At 62.3% G+C, this 20324-nt stretch carries 14 protein-coding genes and 2 pseudogenes; 14 read left to right on the top strand and 2 right to left on the bottom strand.

Features of this window, described 5'->3' with window-relative positions; all coding sequences use genetic code 11:
• Nucleotides 1-236 precede the first annotated feature (236 nt).
• The 4 genes and pseudogenes from CJ179_RS54020 to CJ179_RS13600 form a co-directional block, all read left to right on the top strand.
• Nucleotides 237-512 (top strand): annotated as a pseudogene (locus CJ179_RS54020) (alcohol dehydrogenase catalytic domain-containing protein); the annotation flags it as partial.
• A 56-nt stretch (nucleotides 513-568) separates the two neighbouring features.
• Complete coding sequence (locus CJ179_RS53770) at nucleotides 569-883, top strand: hypothetical protein (protein ID WP_306454242.1); 315 nt, start codon at nucleotides 569-571, stop codon at nucleotides 881-883.
• A 664-nt stretch (nucleotides 884-1547) separates the two neighbouring features.
• Nucleotides 1548-1925 carry a DUF2889 domain-containing protein gene (locus CJ179_RS51370; RefSeq protein WP_179377582.1) on the top strand — a complete coding sequence of 126 codons (378 nt, stop codon included), beginning with the start codon at nucleotides 1548-1550 and terminating at the stop codon, nucleotides 1923-1925.
• Nucleotides 1926-2932: 1007 nt separating this feature from the next.
• Nucleotides 2933-6253, top strand: a complete 3321-nt coding sequence (locus CJ179_RS13600; RefSeq protein ID WP_095861887.1) for a protein kinase — start codon at nucleotides 2933-2935, stop codon at nucleotides 6251-6253.
• Between the two features lie 421 nt (nucleotides 6254-6674).
• On the opposite strand, the gene CJ179_RS13595 is transcribed toward CJ179_RS13600, so the two are convergent.
• Nucleotides 6675-7442: an SDR family NAD(P)-dependent oxidoreductase gene (locus tag CJ179_RS13595; RefSeq protein ID WP_072938731.1), complete on the bottom strand. Its 768-nt coding sequence runs from the start codon at nucleotides 7440-7442 to the stop codon at nucleotides 6675-6677.
• Between the two features lie 479 nt (nucleotides 7443-7921).
• Here CJ179_RS13595 and CJ179_RS13590 point away from each other — a divergent pair, with 479 nt between their 5' ends.
• Together CJ179_RS13590 and CJ179_RS54015 are read left to right on the top strand one after the other, a co-directional pair.
• Nucleotides 7922-9472: a 3,4-dihydroxy-2-butanone-4-phosphate synthase gene (locus CJ179_RS13590; protein WP_179377581.1), complete on the top strand. Its 1551-nt coding sequence runs from the start codon at nucleotides 7922-7924 to the stop codon at nucleotides 9470-9472.
• Nucleotides 9381-9746 (top strand): DUF3263 domain-containing protein, encoded by a 366-nt coding sequence (locus tag CJ179_RS54015; protein ID WP_095861885.1) that lies wholly within the window; start codon nucleotides 9381-9383, stop codon nucleotides 9744-9746. The genes CJ179_RS13590 and CJ179_RS54015 overlap by 92 nt, the downstream gene beginning before the upstream one ends.
• A 389-nt stretch (nucleotides 9747-10135) precedes the next feature.
• Here the strand turns inward: CJ179_RS54015 and CJ179_RS13580 are convergent, their stop codons facing one another.
• Nucleotides 10136-11794 (bottom strand): class I adenylate-forming enzyme family protein, encoded by a 1659-nt coding sequence (locus CJ179_RS13580; protein ID WP_095861884.1) that lies wholly within the window; start codon nucleotides 11792-11794, stop codon nucleotides 10136-10138.
• A gap of 152 nt (nucleotides 11795-11946) precedes the next feature.
• Between CJ179_RS13580 and CJ179_RS13575 the strand changes: the two genes are divergently transcribed.
• From CJ179_RS13575 to CJ179_RS54005, 8 genes and pseudogenes are all read left to right on the top strand, one after another.
• Nucleotides 11947-12630 carry a TetR/AcrR family transcriptional regulator gene (locus CJ179_RS13575; protein ID WP_257015489.1) on the top strand — a complete coding sequence of 228 codons (684 nt, stop codon included), beginning with the start codon at nucleotides 11947-11949 and terminating at the stop codon, nucleotides 12628-12630.
• A 1491-nt stretch (nucleotides 12631-14121) separates the two neighbouring features.
• On the top strand, nucleotides 14122-15417 hold the full coding sequence (locus tag CJ179_RS13565) for a CdaR family transcriptional regulator (RefSeq protein WP_143548898.1): 1296 nt from the start codon (nucleotides 14122-14124) through the stop codon (nucleotides 15415-15417).
• A 566-nt stretch (nucleotides 15418-15983) separates the two neighbouring features.
• Nucleotides 15984-17192 (top strand): NAD(P)/FAD-dependent oxidoreductase, encoded by a 1209-nt coding sequence (locus tag CJ179_RS13560; RefSeq protein WP_095861880.1) that lies wholly within the window; start codon nucleotides 15984-15986, stop codon nucleotides 17190-17192.
• Between the two features lie 37 nt (nucleotides 17193-17229).
• Nucleotides 17230-17550: a 2Fe-2S iron-sulfur cluster-binding protein gene (locus CJ179_RS13555; protein ID WP_095862659.1), complete on the top strand. Its 321-nt coding sequence runs from the start codon at nucleotides 17230-17232 to the stop codon at nucleotides 17548-17550.
• Nucleotides 17551-17587: 37 nt separating this feature from the next.
• Complete coding sequence (locus CJ179_RS13550; RefSeq protein ID WP_095861879.1) at nucleotides 17588-18793, top strand: cytochrome P450; 1206 nt, start codon at nucleotides 17588-17590, stop codon at nucleotides 18791-18793.
• Nucleotides 18794-18832: 39 nt separating this feature from the next.
• Nucleotides 18833-19768, top strand: coding sequence for an alcohol dehydrogenase catalytic domain-containing protein (locus tag CJ179_RS13545; protein WP_095861878.1), 936 nt, complete (start codon nucleotides 18833-18835; stop codon nucleotides 19766-19768).
• 36 nt (nucleotides 19769-19804) lie between these two features.
• A pseudogene (locus CJ179_RS54010) lies at nucleotides 19805-20074 on the top strand (hypothetical protein); the annotation flags it as partial.
• Nucleotides 20075-20077: 3 nt separating this feature from the next.
• Nucleotides 20078-20293, top strand: a complete 216-nt coding sequence (locus CJ179_RS54005) for a hypothetical protein (protein ID WP_373560150.1) — start codon at nucleotides 20078-20080, stop codon at nucleotides 20291-20293.
• The last annotated feature ends 31 nt before the right edge of the window (nucleotides 20294-20324 follow it).

Genomic DNA, 20324 nt, shown 5'->3' with positions numbered 1-20324 from the left:
CGCGCGATGCGCCGCCGACACCCGCCCGCAGAACTCGAGACTCTCACCCCGGCCGACGGACCGCACCCACGTGCGGCGCGATGTTCCGAGCCGTTTCGGTCACGCTGCGCCTACCTCGATCGCATGCAATACATGCAGTCCCGTGTCGGTCAACTGGAGTGTTGACTCCAGTGTGAAGTTGACTGGACGTTCCGGTCATTGCCACTGGATTCTCCCCTCGAGAAAGCGAGCTCGTCATGTCCACCGCCCACGCGGCTGTCCTCGTCGGCCCCAATAATGACGAGACCTGGGAGGTCAATGTCCCCGAGCCCGCACCAACAGGGGCGCTTGTCCGTGTTGTGGTCGGTGGAGTGTGCGGGAGCGACGCCCACATCGTTACCGGCGATGCCGGCGTGATGCCATTCCCGATCGTCCTCGGCCATGAGGGTGTCGGCAGGATCGAGAAACTCGGCGTCGACATCACTACGGATTACGCTGGCGTACCGGTTGAAGTGGGTGATGTGGCGTACTGGGCGCCAATCGCTCTGTGCCACAGATGTTATTCGTGCGCGATCCTCGACAACACTCCATGCGAGAATTCTCGGTTCCCGAGAAGGCAGACCTACCCAACTGGGGCAGCTACGCAGACGTCGCTTGGTTGCGATGGGAGAGGATCCCCGTGTCACCGCGACTGCTCACCGCAAAAAATGTCCAGATCACCGGGGCAACATTCCGGAAACCCAGGCACTATTACGGCGCCGTACAGCTGGTCGCACGGTGTCAGGACACCGTGCCGTTGTCGAGCCTGGTCACTCACCGCTTTTCCATCGACGACGCAGGCGCAGCGTTGAAAGCGATCCGCACCGGAGCGGTCATCAAGGCTGTCATCGACCCATCCCTCTGACCCTACGATCGAAACCCACCTAACAGTCAGTCGGTCGACTCCGTCCGACGCCTTACCTGACCAAGGAGTAAAGATGCTGCCCAACGGAATTGCTACTGAGGGGCACCCGCGGGCAGCGCTGCCGCCGCGAGCTCAGGGCTCGATTCGGCGCACCACGAGCATCGACGTGCTCCATGTACAAGACCCACCCGATCATGTTCAGTTCACCTGCGGAGGAAGAGATCTCCTCACTCGGCGCGGCGGCCATGAAACGATCTCCGAAACATCGTTCACGATCACAATGACGAAGCGTGACGGTATGGTCGATTCGGTGGTGGTACCACACTCGTCATCGGAAGTCCGTCGACTCGTAGGAACAGGTCTGCGTCGAGGATTCCGGAAAGCGGTGGCTGAAGCCGATGTAGCGCAACCTGGCTCGATCACCTCTCAGCTCCTCGACGACCTTCCGGTCGCCCTGGTCGTGTCCGGCTATTCCACCGCAGTCGCGGGCGCTCAAGTTCGCGAGCAACCCAACCTCGACCGCATCGATGTGTGCATGGGATGGCGCCAAGGCGGGACCGTCGATCTCGAGCTTGCCCGGTCTGGGGCGATCCCGATTCCACACGGACCCATCGTCCCCGCACTCGAGGACCACGACGCAGCAGCATGGCATCGACTTCCGTCGTTGGACCACCACGCAGTTCGCCGGTTGCGACGAACCGATGTCGTCAGGGACATCCGAGGGTGGAGGGTCGACGCGTCGTTCCGCGACAGCCACACCGACGGGACCGGGATAGAGACTGTGATTCACGAGTACGACTTGCACGCAATAGTCGAATTCTCCACAGACGAAATCATCGAAGCGCTCGCCACGCCGAGGGTCTTGCCATATCTCGAGTGTCCTGTAGCGGCCGCGGCGGTGCAGAACATCATCGGCATGCCGGCATCCGATGCCCGGCGGACGATACCGTCGTTGATTTCGGGGGCGGCGTCGTGCACACATCTAAACGATTTGCTGCGGACCCTCGCCGACGTGCCGACCCTGGGTAGACACCTGCCTTGATCGGTTCGCCCGCGAGCCGATCACGTCAACCCGGGCCCGGTGTCTGACGTCGTTGCGCTGCCCAGACCTAGGTACCGTCACTGCGGCCATGAAAGAGGCGGTGCAACCGCTCATCGTCGGCGCGAAGATGAACCGGCTGGCTGGCCACGGCCAGCAGCAATGGCATCCAGGCGATACGGGCGGCCGGAGTGCGACGAGTGCAATCGGTGCTGCGATTCCGATGCCGTGGTAATCAGGTATGAGGCCAATGAGTACGGTTGCGATGGAGATCAGCAGGACGATCGCCGACAGGGTCCGTTTGCGGCCGATGCGATCACCGATCGGACCCCTCACGAATCTCCCAGCTGCCGGGTCACGAACGCGCGGGCGAAAACGGCGAACGCGCTCAGTAGCGCGACGACGGGCTCCGCGTTGGGGAAGAATGCCTTCGCGATGATCGGTGCCATCGACCCGTAGATCGCGAAGTCGTAGTACTCGATGAAAGTGCCGGCGGTGGCTGAGCCGATGACGCGCCGTAGGGAGCTTGCCCTCGAGCGGGGGTGTCGTGTTCCGATGGAGGGTGAACGCCGAGTTCCGGAGTAGTGACCAGATTCAACCGTGTCCGCAACAAACGGGCCGCGGACTGCATTCAGCGCGCATTTGCGCACGCGGCTCGAGTCGACAGGACCCGGTCAAGAGTGACTCGTCGAGCTCGCCGATTCTGGAGCAGTACCCTGCAGGATGCTGCACGAATAGATCGACTCTGAAGATCTGTTGCCCATGGGCCCTGAGTGCACGCGATCCACCATCACGGCAGCGTCCCGCCGCGATAGACACCTTCGTTATCGCGGCCAGACCGATTGGTCTGGCCGAATGTCACTCATCGTTCGAGAAATCCATCGCAATCATCAAGAATCGATATCCTGAAGGAACAACCTTCTGAGGTGAGTGGCGTGTTTGAGTCCTCGAGACCCATACCGATCGGATTCTGCGCTCGACGCTGTCTAGGACGGTGAGAGGACTTTCCTATGGCCGCCGATGATCCCTTCCAGACGGAGAAAGCACTGACTCCATCGGTCACGGAGGAGCTGATCGCGGCCGGGTTCGAAGATGCTCACGAAATCGGACGGGGCGGCTTCGGTGTTGTCTACCGATGCCTGCAGCCGTCGCTGGACCGCACCGTGGCAGTCAAGATCCTCGAAGCCGACCTGGACGAGGAGAATCGGGCCCGGTTCTTCCGTGAACAACGGGCAATGGGCCGCCTGACGGGTCACCCAAACATAGTCACCGCCCTGCACGTCGGTGTCACGGGGACCGGCCGTCCCTACATCGTGATGCCATATCACCCAAAGGACTCCCTCGAGGCACGGATTCGCCGCAATGGGCCGCTACCGCTAGAGGACGCGCTCCGGGTGGGGGTGAAGATAGCGGCGGCGGTGGAATCCGCGCACCGGGAGGGCATCCTGCACCGGGACGTGAAACCCGCGAACATCCTGCTCACTGATTTCGACGAGCCGGCGCTGACCGATTTTGGCATTGCCCACGTTTCCGGCGGCTTCCAGACCGCCACGGGCACCGTGACCGGCTCGCCGGCCTTCACCGCACCCGAGGTTCTCAGCGGCGACCCTCCTAGCGAGTCATCGGACGTCTACAGCCTCGGCGCCACCGTGTTCTGCGCCATCACGGGGCATGCGGCATTCGAGCGCCGCAGTGGTGAGCAGGTAATCGCCCAGTTTTTGCGGATCACGACCCAGCCGGTACCGGACCTACGCGAGCAGGGCATCCCAGACGAGGTGAGCGAGGTCATCGAGCGCGCGATGGCCGCAGACCCGGAGACCCGTCCCGCTACCGCCGCCGCATTCGGTGACGAACTGCGCCGGATTCAACGCGTCTATGGGTTCCCTGTCGATGAGATGGCCTTGTCCGGCGGCGTCGGCGCTGCAGGCCACGATCTGGACTTAGCGAGTACAGCCACTCAACCTGCGGAGTCCACGCCGGCTCACCGCACATCGTCGCCTGCCGTACGAGCCTCGGTGGGAGACCTACCTCTCGCGCTCACCAATTTCGTTGGTCGCCGTAACGAGCTGGCCGAAACGAAGAGCATGCTGTCAGCGTCACGTTTGGTGACGTTGACCGGTATCGGTGGTGTCGGCAAGACACGTCTCGCCCTACGGGTGGCCGCTGATGCCCGGAAAGGATTTGCCGACGGGGTGCGGTGGGTCGAGCTGGGTGAGTTGCAGGATGAGTCGTTGGTCGTGGGTGTGGTGGCCGCCGCTCTCGGGGTGCGGGATCGGTCCGCTCGCCGACTCGACGACATCGTGGCGGAGTTTCTCACTCCGCAGCACCTGCTGCTCGTGCTTGACAACTGCGAGCACGTAGTGGATGCGGCCGCCGCCCTGACCGAGAAGCTGCTGCACACCTGCCCAGAGCTGCGGGTTCTGACCACCAGCCGCGAAGCCCTCGCCCTCGGTGGCGAGGCGGTGCTCCGGGTGCCGCCGCTGGCGGTCCCCGCCTCCGAACGGACGCCGACCCTGCGCGGGCTCCCTCAGTACGATGCGGTGACTTTGTTCGTGGATCGGGCCTCCGCCGCGGTACCAGGGTTCGAACTCACCGAGGACAATCGCGGCGCGGTGTCCCTGATCTGCCAACAATTAGACGGCCTGCCCCTGTCGATCGAGTTGGCGGCGGCACGATTACGAGCGATGTCGCCCCAGCAGATCCTCGAGCGGCTCACCGACCGCTACACTCTGCTCACACGCGGCAGTCGCGGCGCACCCACACGCCAGCAGACGCTACGACTGTCCATCGACTGGAGTCACGACCTGTGCACGCCGCAGGAACAGCAGCTGTGGGCCCGACTGTCGGTGTTCGCAGGCAGCTTCGAACTCGACGCGGCCGAGGACGTTTGCGCCACGGATCTCGACGCGGGTGATCTGCTCGATGCGGTGACCTCGCTAGTCGACAAGTCGATCCTGATCCGAGAGGACGCAGTCGCGGTGGTGCGGTTCCGGATGCTCGAGACTTTGCGAGACTACGGCCGGGAGAAGTCCGAGCAGTCCGGGGAGCATCCCGAATTGCGCCGCCGTCACCGGGATTGGTACCAGCAGTTGGTGTTACAGGCAGAGGCTGAGTGGATCAGCCCCCGCCAACGGGAGTGGATCGGACGCCTCGAGCGGGAACAGGCGAATCTGCGTAGCGCGATGGAGTACTCCCTGTCGGAGTTTCGGATATCCGACCCCGGCAGTGATACGGCAGGACTGCGAATCGCCGCCTCGCTGTTCCAGTTTTGGCTCTCCCGCGGCCTTCTCAGCGAGGGACGGCATTGGCTGAGCCGTACGCTTGATTGTCTGCCAGAGCAGCCGACCGCCGCACGAGTCGAAGCGCTGTACGCCGACAGCATCCTGGCCGAACTGCAGGGCGAGATCTCCGCCGGAGCTGCGCGAGTCGACGAGGCGCACGACCTGGCCGAGCAAATGGCTGACCCAGTAGTCCACGCGCGCGTCGCCCATGCCGAAGGACTCCTGGCCCTCTACAGCGGCGATATACCCCGTGCCTGCGCCCGCCTGGAGGAAGCCCTCGAGGTTTTCGGCGCCCACAGCAACCTGTCAGATCAGGTGTGGATTCTCTTGATGCTCGGTCTGGCGTACGAATTGCAGGGAGACGCTTCTCGTGCCATCGACTGCCATGAGCAAGTACTCGATACCACCGAAGCTCACGGCGAATCAGTGTTTCGGTCATATGCGCTGTGGGCCATGGGGGTGGCCGTATTCCAGCAGGGCGATCGTGATCGTTCGGGTCGGTTACTGAAGCAATGCCTACATCTAACCCGGCTGTTGGACGAACCTCTCACTGCCGCCGTGGCCCTGGAGGCGCAGGCGTGGATCGCCGTCGGCGAGGACAACGCACGACGTGCAGCCGTCCTGCTGGCCGCGGCCCAGGCACTGGGCCGGTCAGTAGGCAGTTCCTCGGTGCTGTTCCACAACCTGCTTCCGCACCATGAGCACTGCGAGCAGCAGATCCGACGGGTACTCGGCGAACGAGCGATTGAGGCGGCGTATCGGGAGGGGGCGGCCATGAACTTCGAAGAGGCCGTGGCCTTTGCCCTAAGCGAGCACACCTCGCCTGCGTCGCCGCGCAGCGATCATACGACAAGCTTGACAAAGCGTGAGCGTCAAGTCGCCGACCTAGTCTCCAAAGGCCTGACCAACAAGGCCATCGCCACCCAACTCGTAGATTCCCGGCGAACCGCGCAAGGCCACGTGGAAAACATCCTCACCAAACTCGGTTTCACCTCGAGAGCTCAGATCGCGGCATGGGTTGTAGAGCATGCACAGGGTGAGCATGACTGAACCACCTGGCCATCCTGGCGGACAACTCTGACGAGACCGCATCTCGACCAGCACTTCTGTCTACGTTACCGTTGACTCCGGCACAGTGGGTGCGTCCTCACGACTAGAGTCATCTACAGAGCGGTAGCGCCCGTCGGTGTCAGCGGGCGGTGAAACGGTGTCAGCGGGCGGTGAAACATCATCCCGGCCGCCCTCAGATACAACTCGAACGAGCCGCATGGGCGTGAGCCCGTCGGAGTAGGCCTCCCTACAAGCCCGTCCAGTTCACAGATGTGCCGCCGGATCTCGATCGGAGTTGCGCGGACGAGGCGAATCCAGTTGTGACGGAAGATGAGTCCGTCGTGTCGAACGTTCGACCGGCCCGCCACGTCACAGCACTGAACGATAAACCGAAACCCACAGCCAGGCAGCGACGTTCGTACTACCGCGGCGCCATGCGCAGGGCGCCGTCCATACGAATGGTCTCACCGTTGAGGTAGTCGTGTTCGACGATCATCTGGACGAGTTGTGCGTACTCGGCGGGCTGTCCGAGGCGGGACGGGAACGGCACGCCGGCTTCGAGGCCCTTGCGGTATTCGTCGGTGACACCGGCGAGCATGGGGGTGTCGATGATGCCGGGGGCGATGGTGTTGACGCGGATGCCGAACTGGGCGAGGTCGCGGGCGGCGGGGACGGTCATGCCGTGCACCCCGCCCTTGGATGCGGAGTAGGCGATCTGGCCGATCTGGCCCTCGAATGCGGCGACGGATGCGGTGTTGACGATGACGCCGCGCTGCCCGGACTCGTCGACGGTGTCGGTCTTGGAGATGGCGTCGGCGGCGAGGCGCAGGACGTTGAACGTGCCGAGCAGGTTGACGGTGATGACGGTGCGGAACAGTTCGAGGTCGTGCGGGCCCTTCTTCGACAGAATGCGGCCGGCCCAGCCGACGCCGGCGCAGTTGACGACGATGCGCAGCGGCAGGCCCGACTCGACGATCGTGTCGATCGCGGCCTGGACCTCGTCGCCGCTGGTGACGTCGGTGGCGAGGAGGGTGACGCCGTCGGGGACGGTGTCGCCGGCGCGTTCGATGGACTGCTGCAGGTCCAGTCCGAACACGGTGGCTCCGGCGTCGGCGAGACGCTTGGCGGTGGCGGCACCGAGGCCCGAGGCTGCTCCGGTGACCAGTGCGGCGGTTCCCTGAATTTCCACAGTTCGCATCCTTCGTTTCCGGCGACCTCGGTGGGCCGCCTCATGCTGAAGCGCACCGCCTGTGCGGAGCGCCCCTACTACCTTCTGTGCGGGGGCCTTGTGAGACGGCGGCAATGAGACGATAGCCGCCGAGTTCTTCGGCGGGGGCGTCAGGTTAGCGTGCCAACCAACCTTTCGCGCCGACCTAGGCAATAGACCACGCCCGCGACGGCGAGATGTCAATGCAATCTCCGACCCCTCAGCAACCACCCAGCCCTTTCGACGAGCACGCACCTTGCAATGGCAACTCGGACTCCCCATACGACCCCCAAACCGCCAGCCCAATCTAAACATCTACGTTGATGTTGACTCAATTCGGAAAAGTTGCGATCCTTGTCACAGAAGGAATCCGCGCATTAGTTCGGCAGTAACACAGTCTCCGATATTTCCTTCTACCGCTGGCAGCAAGAGAATGGAGATCCACCGATATGGCTAGTTCGATGACGCGGGTACAACAGAGCCTCTCCGACCTCGCTGCCGGCCGGCCCATCGTGCTTGCGCCCGGCCCGACCGGTGATCCCGATGGATATCTACTTCTTGCCGCGGAGAAGGCATGGCCGGCTTCTGTCGCGTTCCTCGTCCAGCACAGCTCCGGCTTCATCTGCGCTGCCGTCACACGGCGTGAATGCACCCGTCTCGACCTCCCGCCCATGGCGGGAACGGACCGTCAGCAATCCGGTGGCTGGTATGCGGTGGCGGTCGACGCAATCGATGGCGTCGGCACCGGTATCTCAGCGTCAGATCGAGCGCACACTCTTCGGCAGCTGGCCAGCCCCGCGAGTACAGCCCGCCAATTCACCCGACCAGGCCATATAATTCCGCATTGCGTAGACGACGGTGGTGTACTCGCCTATCCGGGCCCAGCCGAAGTGATCACCGATCTCAATCGGGCGGCAGGACTTCGGCGGGTGGGCGCATTCGCGGCGTTGGTCTCGGAGAAGGACCCCACCCAGAATGCGCGCGCACACGAGTGCCGTCAGTTTGCCAAGGTTCACCGACTGAACTGGGTGACCGCCGACGATCTCATTCTCTATCGTCGAGCCGTTGATCTGCATGTTCGTACCACCTTCACTGTGACCCACGCTGGACCGTACGGCGATCTCCGCACGTCTGGCTTCCACAGTGATGCCACCGGGTTCGACTATGTCGCCTACCGGATCGGAGAACCGCACACCATCGACACCCCTCTGGTGCATGTACACCGAGAGTCCAACTACGCGCCCCACGCATCCCCCGTCGACCAGGGCCTGCAAGACATGTTCGCGTTCGTTGCCAGCCACGGTGGCGGCGCAATTGTTGTGGAGCGGAACATGAACGACATTGACTCCTTCACGCTCACGCCAGACGAGCGTGACCGCAAGCGGGTAGGCAGAAACGCCGATATCGCGCAGATCCTTCGCGAATTGGGGATTACTGCGCCCCGCCTGCTCGCATCACCAGCAGATCTCCACGTCGCTCTGTGCGATCTCGGGATCGCTGCCGTGCTGGATCCGGCCAACGATCCTGCGGCGGCTCCCACAACGAAATCGCCAATGGGATCGACCTCGACGTCGATTCATTCCGTGCGCGGCGTGGTCACACACGGTGATCAGCGAGGCCGCGAGTTGGGCTTCCCGACGGCCAATCTGGTGGTCGACGAGGACGTCTACACGGAACTCGTCGATGGAGTGTGGGCTGGTCGTTGTGTTCTCCCCGACGGACGATCTGTGATGTCGGCCGTGTCGATCGGGCGACGATCTACGTTCTATGGGCGCGTGGGACCACGACTACTGGAGGCGCATCTACTCGACTTCCAGGAAGATCTGTACGGTCGTGAGATCACCGTGCAGCTGGACCACTGGATCCGCGGCCAGGCCACCTTCGCGTCGAAAGAAGAGCTGATTGCGGCCCTCGACAGTGATGTGCGCAATATCCGAGCGCTGGCTCGCAACGCTCGCTCGCCGGAACATCAATCCTCCACCGCGCCAGACGAAAACGGCGCTCCCGAGTAGACGTTTCTCGAATACGAAACGCATCGCGAAGAATCGGAGATCGCACGTGCTCGCAGACGCCAATGACCGTTTCGAACGCCAGATGCTGGAATTCGCGCTGCGCTGGCACCCTTTCGGCGGAGGCTCGAGCAGACTGATTTTCGAGGAGTTCGGTATGGACGCACCGACCTACTTCAACAGGCTCGCACGGATACTCGACGCGGACCGATCCATCACCTCCGAGAAAACGCGCGCAGCGATCCGAGGTGTGTGTGCGGCGCGGCTACAGGGGTGAGCAAACCACCGCGAGCGGTGCACCACGCTGCCCTTCGTCAAAAAAACCGAGGTGGACGGGAGTCTGTAGTTGCGACGCCAGTCCGGAAGATAGCGGTGCTCGTGCATCGCGTCAGTGGCCGGAAAGGCGAGTTCCTCCGTCACTACTGACAGGGCGCTCGTCCTCCACACCACCGTGGAGTTGACGGCGAGCGCGGAAATGCTCTGGGAGAGAGAAGCCATCACACACGAGTTTCTCGCCGACTTCATGCCCCAACCGGGTCGCTGCGACGTTAGTGTCCCTCAACCGAATACGTCGGAACATAGTGAGACGGCGCCGAAACGCGACAGACGCTCCGCTCGACAGTATGAATGATCGCGACCGTTGAGCTGAAGTTTGATGCAGTCCTCCTACAAGGCGTCCATTTCGGTTGTCAGTTCCGCGAGTCGGGCCTGCAGTTGGCGCTTGTTGATCTTGGTTGCGGACATCGGCCATTCATGGGGGCAAAGGAAGTACACAGCACGGGGCATCTTGAAATTGCTGATCCTTCCCTGACAGAACTCGATCAGGTCATCCGCTCGGAGTGTGTGACCCGCTCGGATCTCGACAAATGCCACTGGAACCTCGTCGAGCCGCTCATCGGGGCGTCCGATGACAGCGGCGGTCTTCACGGCAGGATGCTCGCAGAGAAACGCTTCGATCTCGATGGCGGCGACGTTCTCTCCACCTACTTTGAGCATGTCCTTGAGCCGTCCGTGGAAGACCAGACAGCCGGACTCCCTGCGGCTGTACAGGTCGCCGGTGTGGAGCCATCGGCCCGCGTCGAGAGCCTCGGCGGTCTTGACCGGATCCTTGTAGTAGCCCTCGGTGACACAGTAGCCACGCACCAGGATCTCCCCGGGCACGTCGATCGGCTGCTCGGCGCCGGTATCAGGGTCGATGATGCGTACCTCGATCCCCGGCGCCGGCTTTCCCTGCGCTCCAGATCGGTCGGCGACGGTCTCCGACCGCTCACTCAGGGCGTAGATGCCCGCGGTTTCCGTCATCCCGCACGCTGCCACCAACTCGGCGGCCGGAAACATTCGCTGCACCTGCTCGATGAGAACGCGCGGCCCGATCAGAAACAGATAGCGCAAGGAGGCGAAGACCCGGGCATCGAACGTCGGATGATCCAACAGAGCCTGAATCGAGGCGGGGAACCACGGCCAGGCGGTCGTGGGGCGTTCCCGTGCAATCAGCTCGAGTGCCCGCCCGGGCTCGAAGTAGATGTCGGTCAGGTACGTACCACCCGCCCCAATGGCTCCCAGCAATGGTGCGAGAGCTGCTATGTGGAAGAGCGGTCCAGCAGCCCAGCTGATATGACGCCCATCGGTCGTCAGCCGCTTCGCGGCACGATCGACCGGACCGCGAGTCAACGCCTCATGCGAGAGCATGCAGCCTTTGGGGTGTGCTGTCGTCCCGGATGTATAGAGGATCGCCGCGGTGTCACGGACGCGCACACGCAGCCGCTGTTGATCCACGTCATCGCAGGTCTGACGTCCGGCCAGGTGGTCGAACTCTGATCGCCCGATGAAACCGGCCTTGCCCTCACCCCGCATGAGCACAGCGCCCCGCAACAGTGGGGCCTCGGGGAGCGCGAGCCGTGACGTGCACGCCGCCCCAGACAAGGACGGGAGAGCGTCATGGACAAGGTCCACGAAGTCGACGTACTCATCGGTTCCTGCCAGCGTGAGGAGCACTTTGAGATCGGCATTCTCGATGATGTACGCGAGCTCGGCTGCCTTGTGCCGGGCGTTGAGCGGAACCACGATACCGCCGATCAAGGCGGCGCCGAAGAAGCCCTCCACGAATTCGATGCCGTTCGGGGCGAGGAGTCCGACGTGGTCACCGAGCTGCACGCCGAGCGCAAGCAGGCCCCTGGCAACACGGGTGGCACGGTCGAGGACCACTTCGTAGGTGTAGCGGTTGCCGGGAAAGACGATCAGGTCCTGATGAGGATGACGGTGGGCACCGCGGACCAAGAGGTCTCCGACGGGTGTCACCTCGCACCAGTCGCCGTTGTACGTCATGGACCCTCACTCATGGAACTAGTGTGGAGCTATAGCAGCCAAAGCGGTGGTTGTACCGACGTTATGCGACGGAGGCCCGCTTTGTCAACGTTGAAGTTGATTGACGTCAACGTTGATAGCAGTTCGGGCGGGATACGCGTACCATTCCGTAGGTGCCCAGAACCACAGTGACTACCAGCAGCGGGATGAGCCGGCGCCGGCGTAGCGCGCAGAACGAAAGCAGTCCCAACTACCAGGCAAAACGCCGCGAGTTGCTGCGGGATGCCGCCATCGTGTTCCAGGAGAAGGGCTACGAAGCCGCAACGTTGAACGACATCGCGGAACGGTTCGGCACCGACCGCGCGTCAATCTACTACTACTTCGCCAGCAAGAAGGAGCTCTTTCAGGCGCTTTTCCACGATGTGGTCAGCGGCGTCCTCGACGAGAACATCAAGGCTGCGGAAGCTGTGCTGGCACTCGATCTATCCCCCGCCGAGAAACTCCGCCGCCTGGTCGAACTCCAGCTGCTGTCGTACGAGAACAACTACCCGTACGTCTACCTGTACATCCAGGAAGACATGGCGAAGCTCGAGTTCCAGTCGACGCCCTGGGCCAAGGACATGCTCCGGAAGACCAAGCGGTTCGAGAAGATCGTCTCCGAGTTGCTCGAGGAGCTTGTCGCCGAGGGAACCTTCCGCGCTGACATCCCGACGCCACTGATGGCCAAGGCGTTGTTTGGGATGATCAACTGGACCCATCGGTGGTTGAAGCCGGGACCGCGCAAGGTCAATGCGAAACAGACCATCGACGCCTTCTGCAGCCTCTTCTTCGAGGGTGCGTTGAACCCCGACGCTTAGGCCGACCGCACACCGAACGTACTACCTGGGAGCGGACTCGACTGCACTCCAATACCATTGGACAGTCAAGCATGACGACCGTGAAACATGCGCGTGTGATACGCGGGCGGAGGCCTACGACATCCGACCGCCTCGAGGTCCGCTGCGGCGAGACGTGCAACTGCCGTCTGGGGCAGGCATGAGCACGCTACTGCGGAGAATCGCCGTTATCGAGCCGCCGAGTGCTGACGCCCGTCTGAGTCGGCGCGGGTCAGGCCTCCCCCACCTGGGCTGGGCAGTCGAGCAGCGCCAAACCACACTGGCCGATTCACCACCAGGTCGGCGCCGCGCGGCCGTCATGGAACTGTTCACGCCGCAGGGCCGCGTGGGCATTGCGGAAGGGCTCCTCATCACCCCTAAGGGACTCCCATGCGTTGGGCTCGGAGCATCGATCCAACGTGACGTCCCAGGCCAACTATCCGGCGCCCAAGCGCGGGTGGCGATCGCCGGGGCGCTGGCCGGCGACGTGCGGTTGCTGCCGAAGGGCGAGCTGACCGGGTCGTAATCGAGCCACATTCGCCGACACCCTCCAGATCCTCCGCCGCCTCGCGGATGAGCATCTTCCCATCTCGATGATCTCGCGCGCAGAGCGCGGACTGCACCACCTGACCGACACCGTAATCAGGATCAAGCTGGCCGAGGACCACCCTGAGGGCTCTCGCACACCGCGACGAGGTATGGCTCTGGCCGGGTACACACGCACGGGAACGCTGCAGCTCGGGCTACGGGGTCACCGCCGGCGTGTTTGGGGGTTGTCTGTGGCACCCTTCTCGTCGACTAACCCGGTTGAGGCCTCCGAATCACGAAGGACCAGCGCCTGATCGGGGGCTGGTGAGTCGTCTGGGGTGCCAGGACCGCGGCACGTATTCGGTGCACACCACGCCCAGTGCAGGCAGTCGATGCCGCGGAGGCTCCGGCCAACCAGAGCCGTGCATCGGAGATGTCGTCTACGAGGGGGCTGATCACATTTTCGCGCGTTGACCTGCGCCGAAGGCACTGCCGCAGGCTTCAATGACCCCACGCTGCGTAGGCGCCTGCGGCGACCTCTAGGTCACCGCGAATGCATGCCGACCACAGCCCGAATCAACCCTGACGTTGACGGTGACGGCCTGAAAAGCCTACAGTGATCACCTGTGGCGCCCGTCACGTCCGAAGAAGAGGAGGTTGCCGATTCTAGAATCGCAGGCGATGGTCAAAATGCCGGTTTCCCTACAAGCGCAGCTCAGCAGAAACACGCCCGAACGCATCGCGCAGCATGGGGCAAGACCGACAGGTTGCAACACCGTCGCAAAGCCGTACGAGCGTGACATCGTTGAATCGCCGGCTCTCAATCGAAAACGCGCACTCTGCACGCTGCTCGCCCACACTCTGCGATGAACGAAAGCCAACATTGACCACTCGAGCGATTAACCTCCGAACGCACAGACTCCGAATCGGAACGGCAGACTAAGGGTGGCGAAATTGCCTGACCCTGTCGAAGGCAGCCGACCGGACCATGCTGATTCGCAAGTGAGAGAGATAGTCTCAGCGATCACGGCCGTTGCCGACGCCCGCCTCAGCGAGATTGCTGGCGCTATCGTCGCGCGCCTGATCACTGAGATCGAATATTTCGCCGCCGATCAACCGATCCTCGACCAGTTGAATGCCGGTGCAGCCCACAACTTCGCCATTACAATGGAGATCTTGCGGCACGACATTGAAATCGAACAGGTAGGGCCGTCGGGGCCCGCCACCGAGCTAGCTCGATTGCTCGCGCAGCGCGACATCCCGATTACAGCTCTCGAGCATGCATACCGGCTGTACCAAGACAGTGTCGTTCGCTGGTGCTTGCAGGAGCTAGCCCTTCGCAGCGAAAGCGCAACGGTCACCGCTGGTGCCGCACTCGAGATCACAACCCTGGTATCCGCCCACGTAAACCTGATCGCCCAACAGTTGTTGTCCACCTACGAATTCGAGCGAGACGCTTGGCGATCGCGTCGTAGCGCCTCCAGATCAGCACGAATCAACGATATTCTTGCGAATCGCCCTGTCGAGGTCGAACCGACCGAGAAGTTGTTGGGATACCACTTCGGCCAATTCCATCTCGGCATCATCGCGTGGAGCGACCGCACGCAGAGCCCCGAAGTGGGGTTAGCGCATCTCGAATCGGCCGCAACTGCTCTTGCATGCCAACTTGGCACCTGTGCACCTCCTCTGTTCGAGGCACGAGACGAGCACATGGCACGAGCGTGGTTGCCGCTGGGCAACTCTGAGACCGTCGACAGTGAACGTCTGAGCGCTGTCAAGCGCCGTTGGGACAGTCCTGTCATCGTCGCAATCGGGCAGCCTCGCGACGGCGTCGAGGGGTTCGTGCGTACTCACAACGAAGCCGATCTCGCCAGAATCGTCGTGCAGGCGTCGGAATCGTCTGGTCCAGGAATCGTATGCGCCAGCGACCTGGGAGCAGTGACGTTGATGTGCAACGACCTGAGCACAACCCGAGCCTGGGTGGCCGACATCCTGGGTCCCCTCGGAGTCGACGACACCGCCGCCGCTCAGCTGCGTGCGACACTACGAGAGTTTCTACGAACGGGCGGCAGTTACGCCGCTACCGCTGACGCGCTGCACATGCACAAGAACTCTGTCGTCTACCGGCTCAAGAAGATCGAAGACCAGCTCGGGTACCCCGTACGGGATCACAGGCTGGACCTCGAAAACGCACTGGAACTGGCCTTTTGGCTTGGGGCGGCAGTACTAAGGCAAGAATGAGCTTGCGCATCAGTCGACGGGCTCTTCGCTGTCCAGGCGAGGACACGCCTCTCCATGACCCCTCGCCGCCCGATATGACCGAGCCCACTTTGCGCGAAGACTGTGATTGGGCGCACAGACTAAAATTCCGAGCCATCTGTGTGCCGAGCGCCCGATGCAATCGACAGCCTGCACGCCTAGGTTGGTAATAGCCCAATAGATCGACATCGACTCGGGAACTGCCCTCGACCGAATCCGTTCCCGAATTCAAACCCACCGAGGACGCCGGTACTCGTGGCCTCCACCGTTGACGGCCCACCGCCGAACAGCATGAGGTATCCGGTGCCGCCCAGATCAGCGAAGCGGACAACGCGCCACTGCGACACCACGAAGGCTGAACGGCAATTAGCGCTCGTGACACGCACCTCGTTGGCCGCCCGCGAATGAAGGAGAAAGTCTCCAGTGTCGGAACAACTTCTACTCACACGCGGTAGCTGCGGCGGAACACAGACTCCGTTCGCCTTCAACGCGCTGAACGGGTGGGCCGAGGACGCCCGAGGAACCGCCACCGAGATGGAGTGTGACTTGTGACAAGCGAAAATCAGACCGCCGTGGGAGGGCGACTTGTCGTCGTGGGCGGTGGCACCGCCGGCGCCGAGGTTGCCTTCGCTTCCCGAAGCGCAGGCTGGACAGGTGAAATCGTTGTCCTGAGCGATGAGGCTTACGCGCCGTACCACCGGCCGCCGCTGTCGAAGGACCTCTTGAAGATGGACGCCGTCTTCGCTGACCCTGATCCGTTGAAAGGCGCACCGCTATACGCCAAGAAGAACGTCGACCTTCGCTTGGGAAGTCGCGTCGATGGCATCGACGCAACTGCTCGAACCTTGAGCATGAATGCGAATCAGTGCCTCTCCTACGATCGTCTGGTCCTGGCGGTCGGAGGCCACGCCCGCGAGCTCCCGCTCATTGCTCAACTCGACACACGGCCCACCAACGTCCATGAGCTGCGCACCCTCGACGACTGCGCGCGACTGCGTTCCTGCTTTCAAACCGGGCACGTTTTGATGATCGTGGGCGCCGGCTACATCGGACTGGAAGTGGCCGCAGCCGCAGTGAAGGCTGGCCAGAGAGTGATCCTGCTCGAAGCCGCGCCCCGCGTTCTCGCGAGGGTGACGGCACCGGTGGTCTCGCAGTTCTTCGAACGGGAACATGCCAAACGAGGAGTGGAGATCTTGACCTCCACGACGATCAAGAGCCTGTCGTTCGGTGCCGACGGGCGAGTAGATCGTGTCGCGACGTCTGACGGGACTGAATACCATGTCGACAATCTGATAGTAGGAGTCGGGTTGGAGCCCAATATCGAACTCGCCAGCGACGCTGGTCTGGAGATCGGCAACGGAATCGTGGTCGACGATTCGATGACTACCAGCGACCCGAACATCCTCGCCCTAGGGGACTGCGTGGACTTCCACAGTGGATTCTACGACCGCCGCGTGAGAATCGAATCAGTCGCCAATGCTGTGGAACATGCCCGCCGCGCTGCAATTACGTTGACCGGTGGAGAACCGAAACCCTGGCAAGTTCCATGGTTTTGGTCGAATCAGTACGAGCACAGCCTGAAGATCGTTGGGCTCTCCACCGGATATGACGAGACACGAGTCATCGACGACTCAGAGGGCACCTCCTTCGCAGTCGAGTATCTGAGAGACGGTCGACTCATCGCAGTAGATGCCATCAACCATGCTGCCGCGTTCCAGTCGGGTAAACGGCGAATTGTGGAGACGATTCACGCCTGAGCGATCAATCAATCGAAGCGCTATGAAGGGACAACCCATGCCAACCGTCACCTACATCTGCCCCGACGGGGAGTTGGAGGAAGTCGAGGTACCGGTAGGAACCTCGATCATGAAAGCCGCTGTATCACATGGCATCGAATCGATCGTCGGTGATTGCGGGGGCAGCGCATCGTGCGCCACCTGCCATGTGTACGTGGAGAGTCACCTCGAAAAGCTGCCCCCCAAGACCGCCAACGAGGACGAAATGCTCGGTGACGCTGCGTCCGAAGTCCTACCCAACAGCCGCCTCGGTTGCCAGGTGGTCATGCGTGACGACTTGGCTTCACTCATCGTTCGAGTCGCACCCGAACAGTGGTGACTACCAAAATCGCTCACACCAACCAGAAGGATATGCCATGACGACCAGCATCGACACCCAAAACCTTCCCAGCAACGTACCGCCAGAGCGAGTGGTCGATTTCGACATGTTCGCGCCGGGGGACATCAGCAGCGGCCTTCAGGCTGCGTGGGCCGGGTTGCAGGACAACGGCCACGGCCTGGTGTGGACGCCACGCAACGGTGGGCACTGGATCGCTGTGCGCGGCAACCTCATCAAGGAGGTATTCGAGAACCACGAGACCTTCTCGAGCAAGTGTCCCTTCTTGCCGAAGGAAGCGGGCGAGCAGTACAGTTTCATACCCACCTCTCTCGACCCGCCCGAGCACCGGCCGTACCGGAAAGTGCTCAACGCCGCCGTTGGCCCGGGGTCGATCCGCCGCATCGAGAGCGAAATCGAAGGCATCGCGGCTGGACTGATCGAGTCGATCGTCGCCGAAGGCAAGTGCGACTTCACGAAGGCGTTCGCCGAGATCTTCCCGGTCGAGGTGTTCTTGCGTCTGGTTGACCTGCCGAGCTCGGATTCGGCTCGCTTGAAGTTCATCGCGGACCAGATGACGCGACCCGACGGTACGATGACGATGACCGAGGCAACGAACCTTTTCTTCGACTACCTTGGGCCCGTTATCAACGAACGACGCGAGAACCCCGGTCCGGACGCGATCAGTGCGGTTGTCACGAGCACCGTCGAGGGACGCCCGCTGACACAGGACGAATGCCTGCGAATCTGTGGGCTGCTTCTGCTTGCAGGACTGGACACTGTCGTCAATTTTCTCAGCTTCATGATGCAACATCTTGCCGAGAACCCCTCCGATCGAAAGACACTCGTCGATAATCCGGAACTCATCGATAACGCGGCCGAGGAGTTATTGCGTCGATACGGATTGGTGGCCGACGCTCGAATCATCAACGGTGACAGTGAGATGGACGGAGCCACCCTCCTCGACGGCGACATGGTCGCCGTGCCGACGATGCTCTTCGGACTGGATCCGCAGGTGACAGGATGTCCCATGGACGTTGACCTGCGTCGAAAGGATCCAAAACACTTCACTTTCGGCCACGGAGTGCATCACTGTGCGGGCTCCTACCTCGCCCGGAAGGAGATCACGACGACGCTGAAGGAGTGGCTCGCCCGTATTCCGGATTTCGAGATCGTTCCCGGAGAGAAGATCGAACACCGATCTGGAATCGTTGGCGCCGTTGTCAGCTTGCCGCTGCAGTGGTGAAGTCCTCGCACACATCGACATCGAAAGGCTTCTGAACAGATGAAGGCATGGCAATTCACAGCGATAGACGAGCCACTCCGCAAGGTCGACGTGGCTGACCCAGAGCCCGGACCCGCCGACATCATCATCGATACCGGGGCCGTCGGACTATGCCACTCGGACATCGGTTTCATGGACGGGACCATCACGGAGTTGTTGGGGCACGTTCCCATCATCCTCGGACACGAGATCGTTGGTACCGTGTCCGCAGTCGGATCTGATGTCACCGAGTTCGCGACAGGTGACCGCGTCGGAGTGCCTGCCACTACCGATGGGCCAGGAACCGCGCTGAACGGTGGGTACGCACAGAAAGTCAAGGTCCCGGCCCATCTCCCGGTCAAACTGCCCGACGGGCTCTCATTCCGCGATGCCGCGCCGGCGACCTGCTCCGGACGGACGGCGTACCGGGCAGTACATACCGCTGGACGGGTCGAATCCGGGATGAAAGTCGGCATCATCGGCTTCGGCGGTCTCGGCTACTTCGGGGTCCAGATTGCGCTAGCGGCAGGGGCCATCGTGTTCGTCTCCGAGCTCAACGAGTCGCGGTGGCCACTCGCGCGCGAGCTGGGTGCGAAGGCCTGTTCGAAGGACATCCGCGATTTCGAGTCCGAGCAATTGGACTTGATCATCGACTTCGCGGGCGCCGACGGAACGCTGAGTTCCGCGGTTGATGCCATTCGCCACAGTGGCCGCATCGTCGAGGTGGGCCTGGGGGTAGCGACATCATCGGTGTCCATTCCCAACATCACGATGAAAGAAGTCCGCATCGTAGGCGCGTCCAATGGAACGAAGGAGGAAGCACGCGCGATACTCGCACTTGTCGCGGAAGGATCGGTTCGGCCCAACACCGAGCAAATCGCGTTCGACGACATTCCCGAAGGGTTGCGCCGCCTGGAGCAAGGTGTAACGGACGCGCGCCTGATCGCAGTCCTGTAACCGGAGAGTATTGGCAACCCACAGGCCCGGAACCGCGTGTGCCTGTGGGTTGCCACCTGGACCCTATGCCCCGGGTCGGTCCGCGAAACGACGAGACAGAAGAAGAGCCACGATCGACCTCGACCAAACGGTTGGTTTGCCAGCCTAGAAAACTCGGAGAAGACGCACGTGACACCGACGGTCTTGGTAGCCGGCGCTCGTACCCCCATCGGAAAGCCGGCCGGGGCGCTTGCCTCGCTCAATGCCATCGAACTCGGAGCGCATGCCATCCGCGGCGCCCTAGCGAGGGCAGGGGTCGACAGGAGCGCGGTGGATGCAGTCATCCTGGGCAATGTCGTCCAGGCAGGCGTCGGGCCTAACCCCAATACCGTTCAGTTAGTGAACAAGGATGGTGCATTTCGGCGGCTGGGTGGGTTGTGGATGGTGTTGATGGTGTGCGCGTTTGGCTGCCCACTTGAGGACTTTGCGTTTGACGACCCGGGGGTTGGCGCGGTGGCGGCGTGCGGGGTTGATTCGGCGCAATAATTTGTCGATGCCGTGGTTCCACAATCTCGTG

Origin of the sequence: Rhodococcus sp. ACS1, from assembly GCF_002300155.1 — a bacterium.
GTDB lineage: Bacteria > Actinomycetota > Actinomycetes > Mycobacteriales > Mycobacteriaceae > Rhodococcus_F > Rhodococcus_F koreensis.
This window is presented reverse-complemented; position numbering and strand designations above follow the sequence as displayed.

Coding starts and splice junctions, on each gene's coding strand:
- CJ179_RS53770 (WP_306454242.1), top strand. CDS start 569: ATGCGAGAATTCTCGGTTCCCGAGAAGGCAGACCTACCCAACTGGGGC.
- CJ179_RS13600 (WP_095861887.1), top strand. CDS start 2,933: ATGGCCGCCGATGATCCCTTCCAGACGGAGAAAGCACTGACTCCATCG.
- CJ179_RS13590 (WP_179377581.1), top strand. CDS start 7,922: ATGACGCGGGTACAACAGAGCCTCTCCGACCTCGCTGCCGGCCGGCCC.
- CJ179_RS54015 (WP_095861885.1), top strand. CDS start 9,381: ATGTGCGCAATATCCGAGCGCTGGCTCGCAACGCTCGCTCGCCGGAAC.
- CJ179_RS13580 (WP_095861884.1), bottom strand. CDS start 11,794: ATGACGTACAACGGCGACTGGTGCGAGGTGACACCCGTCGGAGACCTC.
- CJ179_RS13555 (WP_095862659.1), top strand. CDS start 17,230: ATGCCAACCGTCACCTACATCTGCCCCGACGGGGAGTTGGAGGAAGTC.
- CJ179_RS13550 (WP_095861879.1), top strand. CDS start 17,588: ATGACGACCAGCATCGACACCCAAAACCTTCCCAGCAACGTACCGCCA.
- CJ179_RS13545 (WP_095861878.1), top strand. CDS start 18,833: ATGAAGGCATGGCAATTCACAGCGATAGACGAGCCACTCCGCAAGGTC.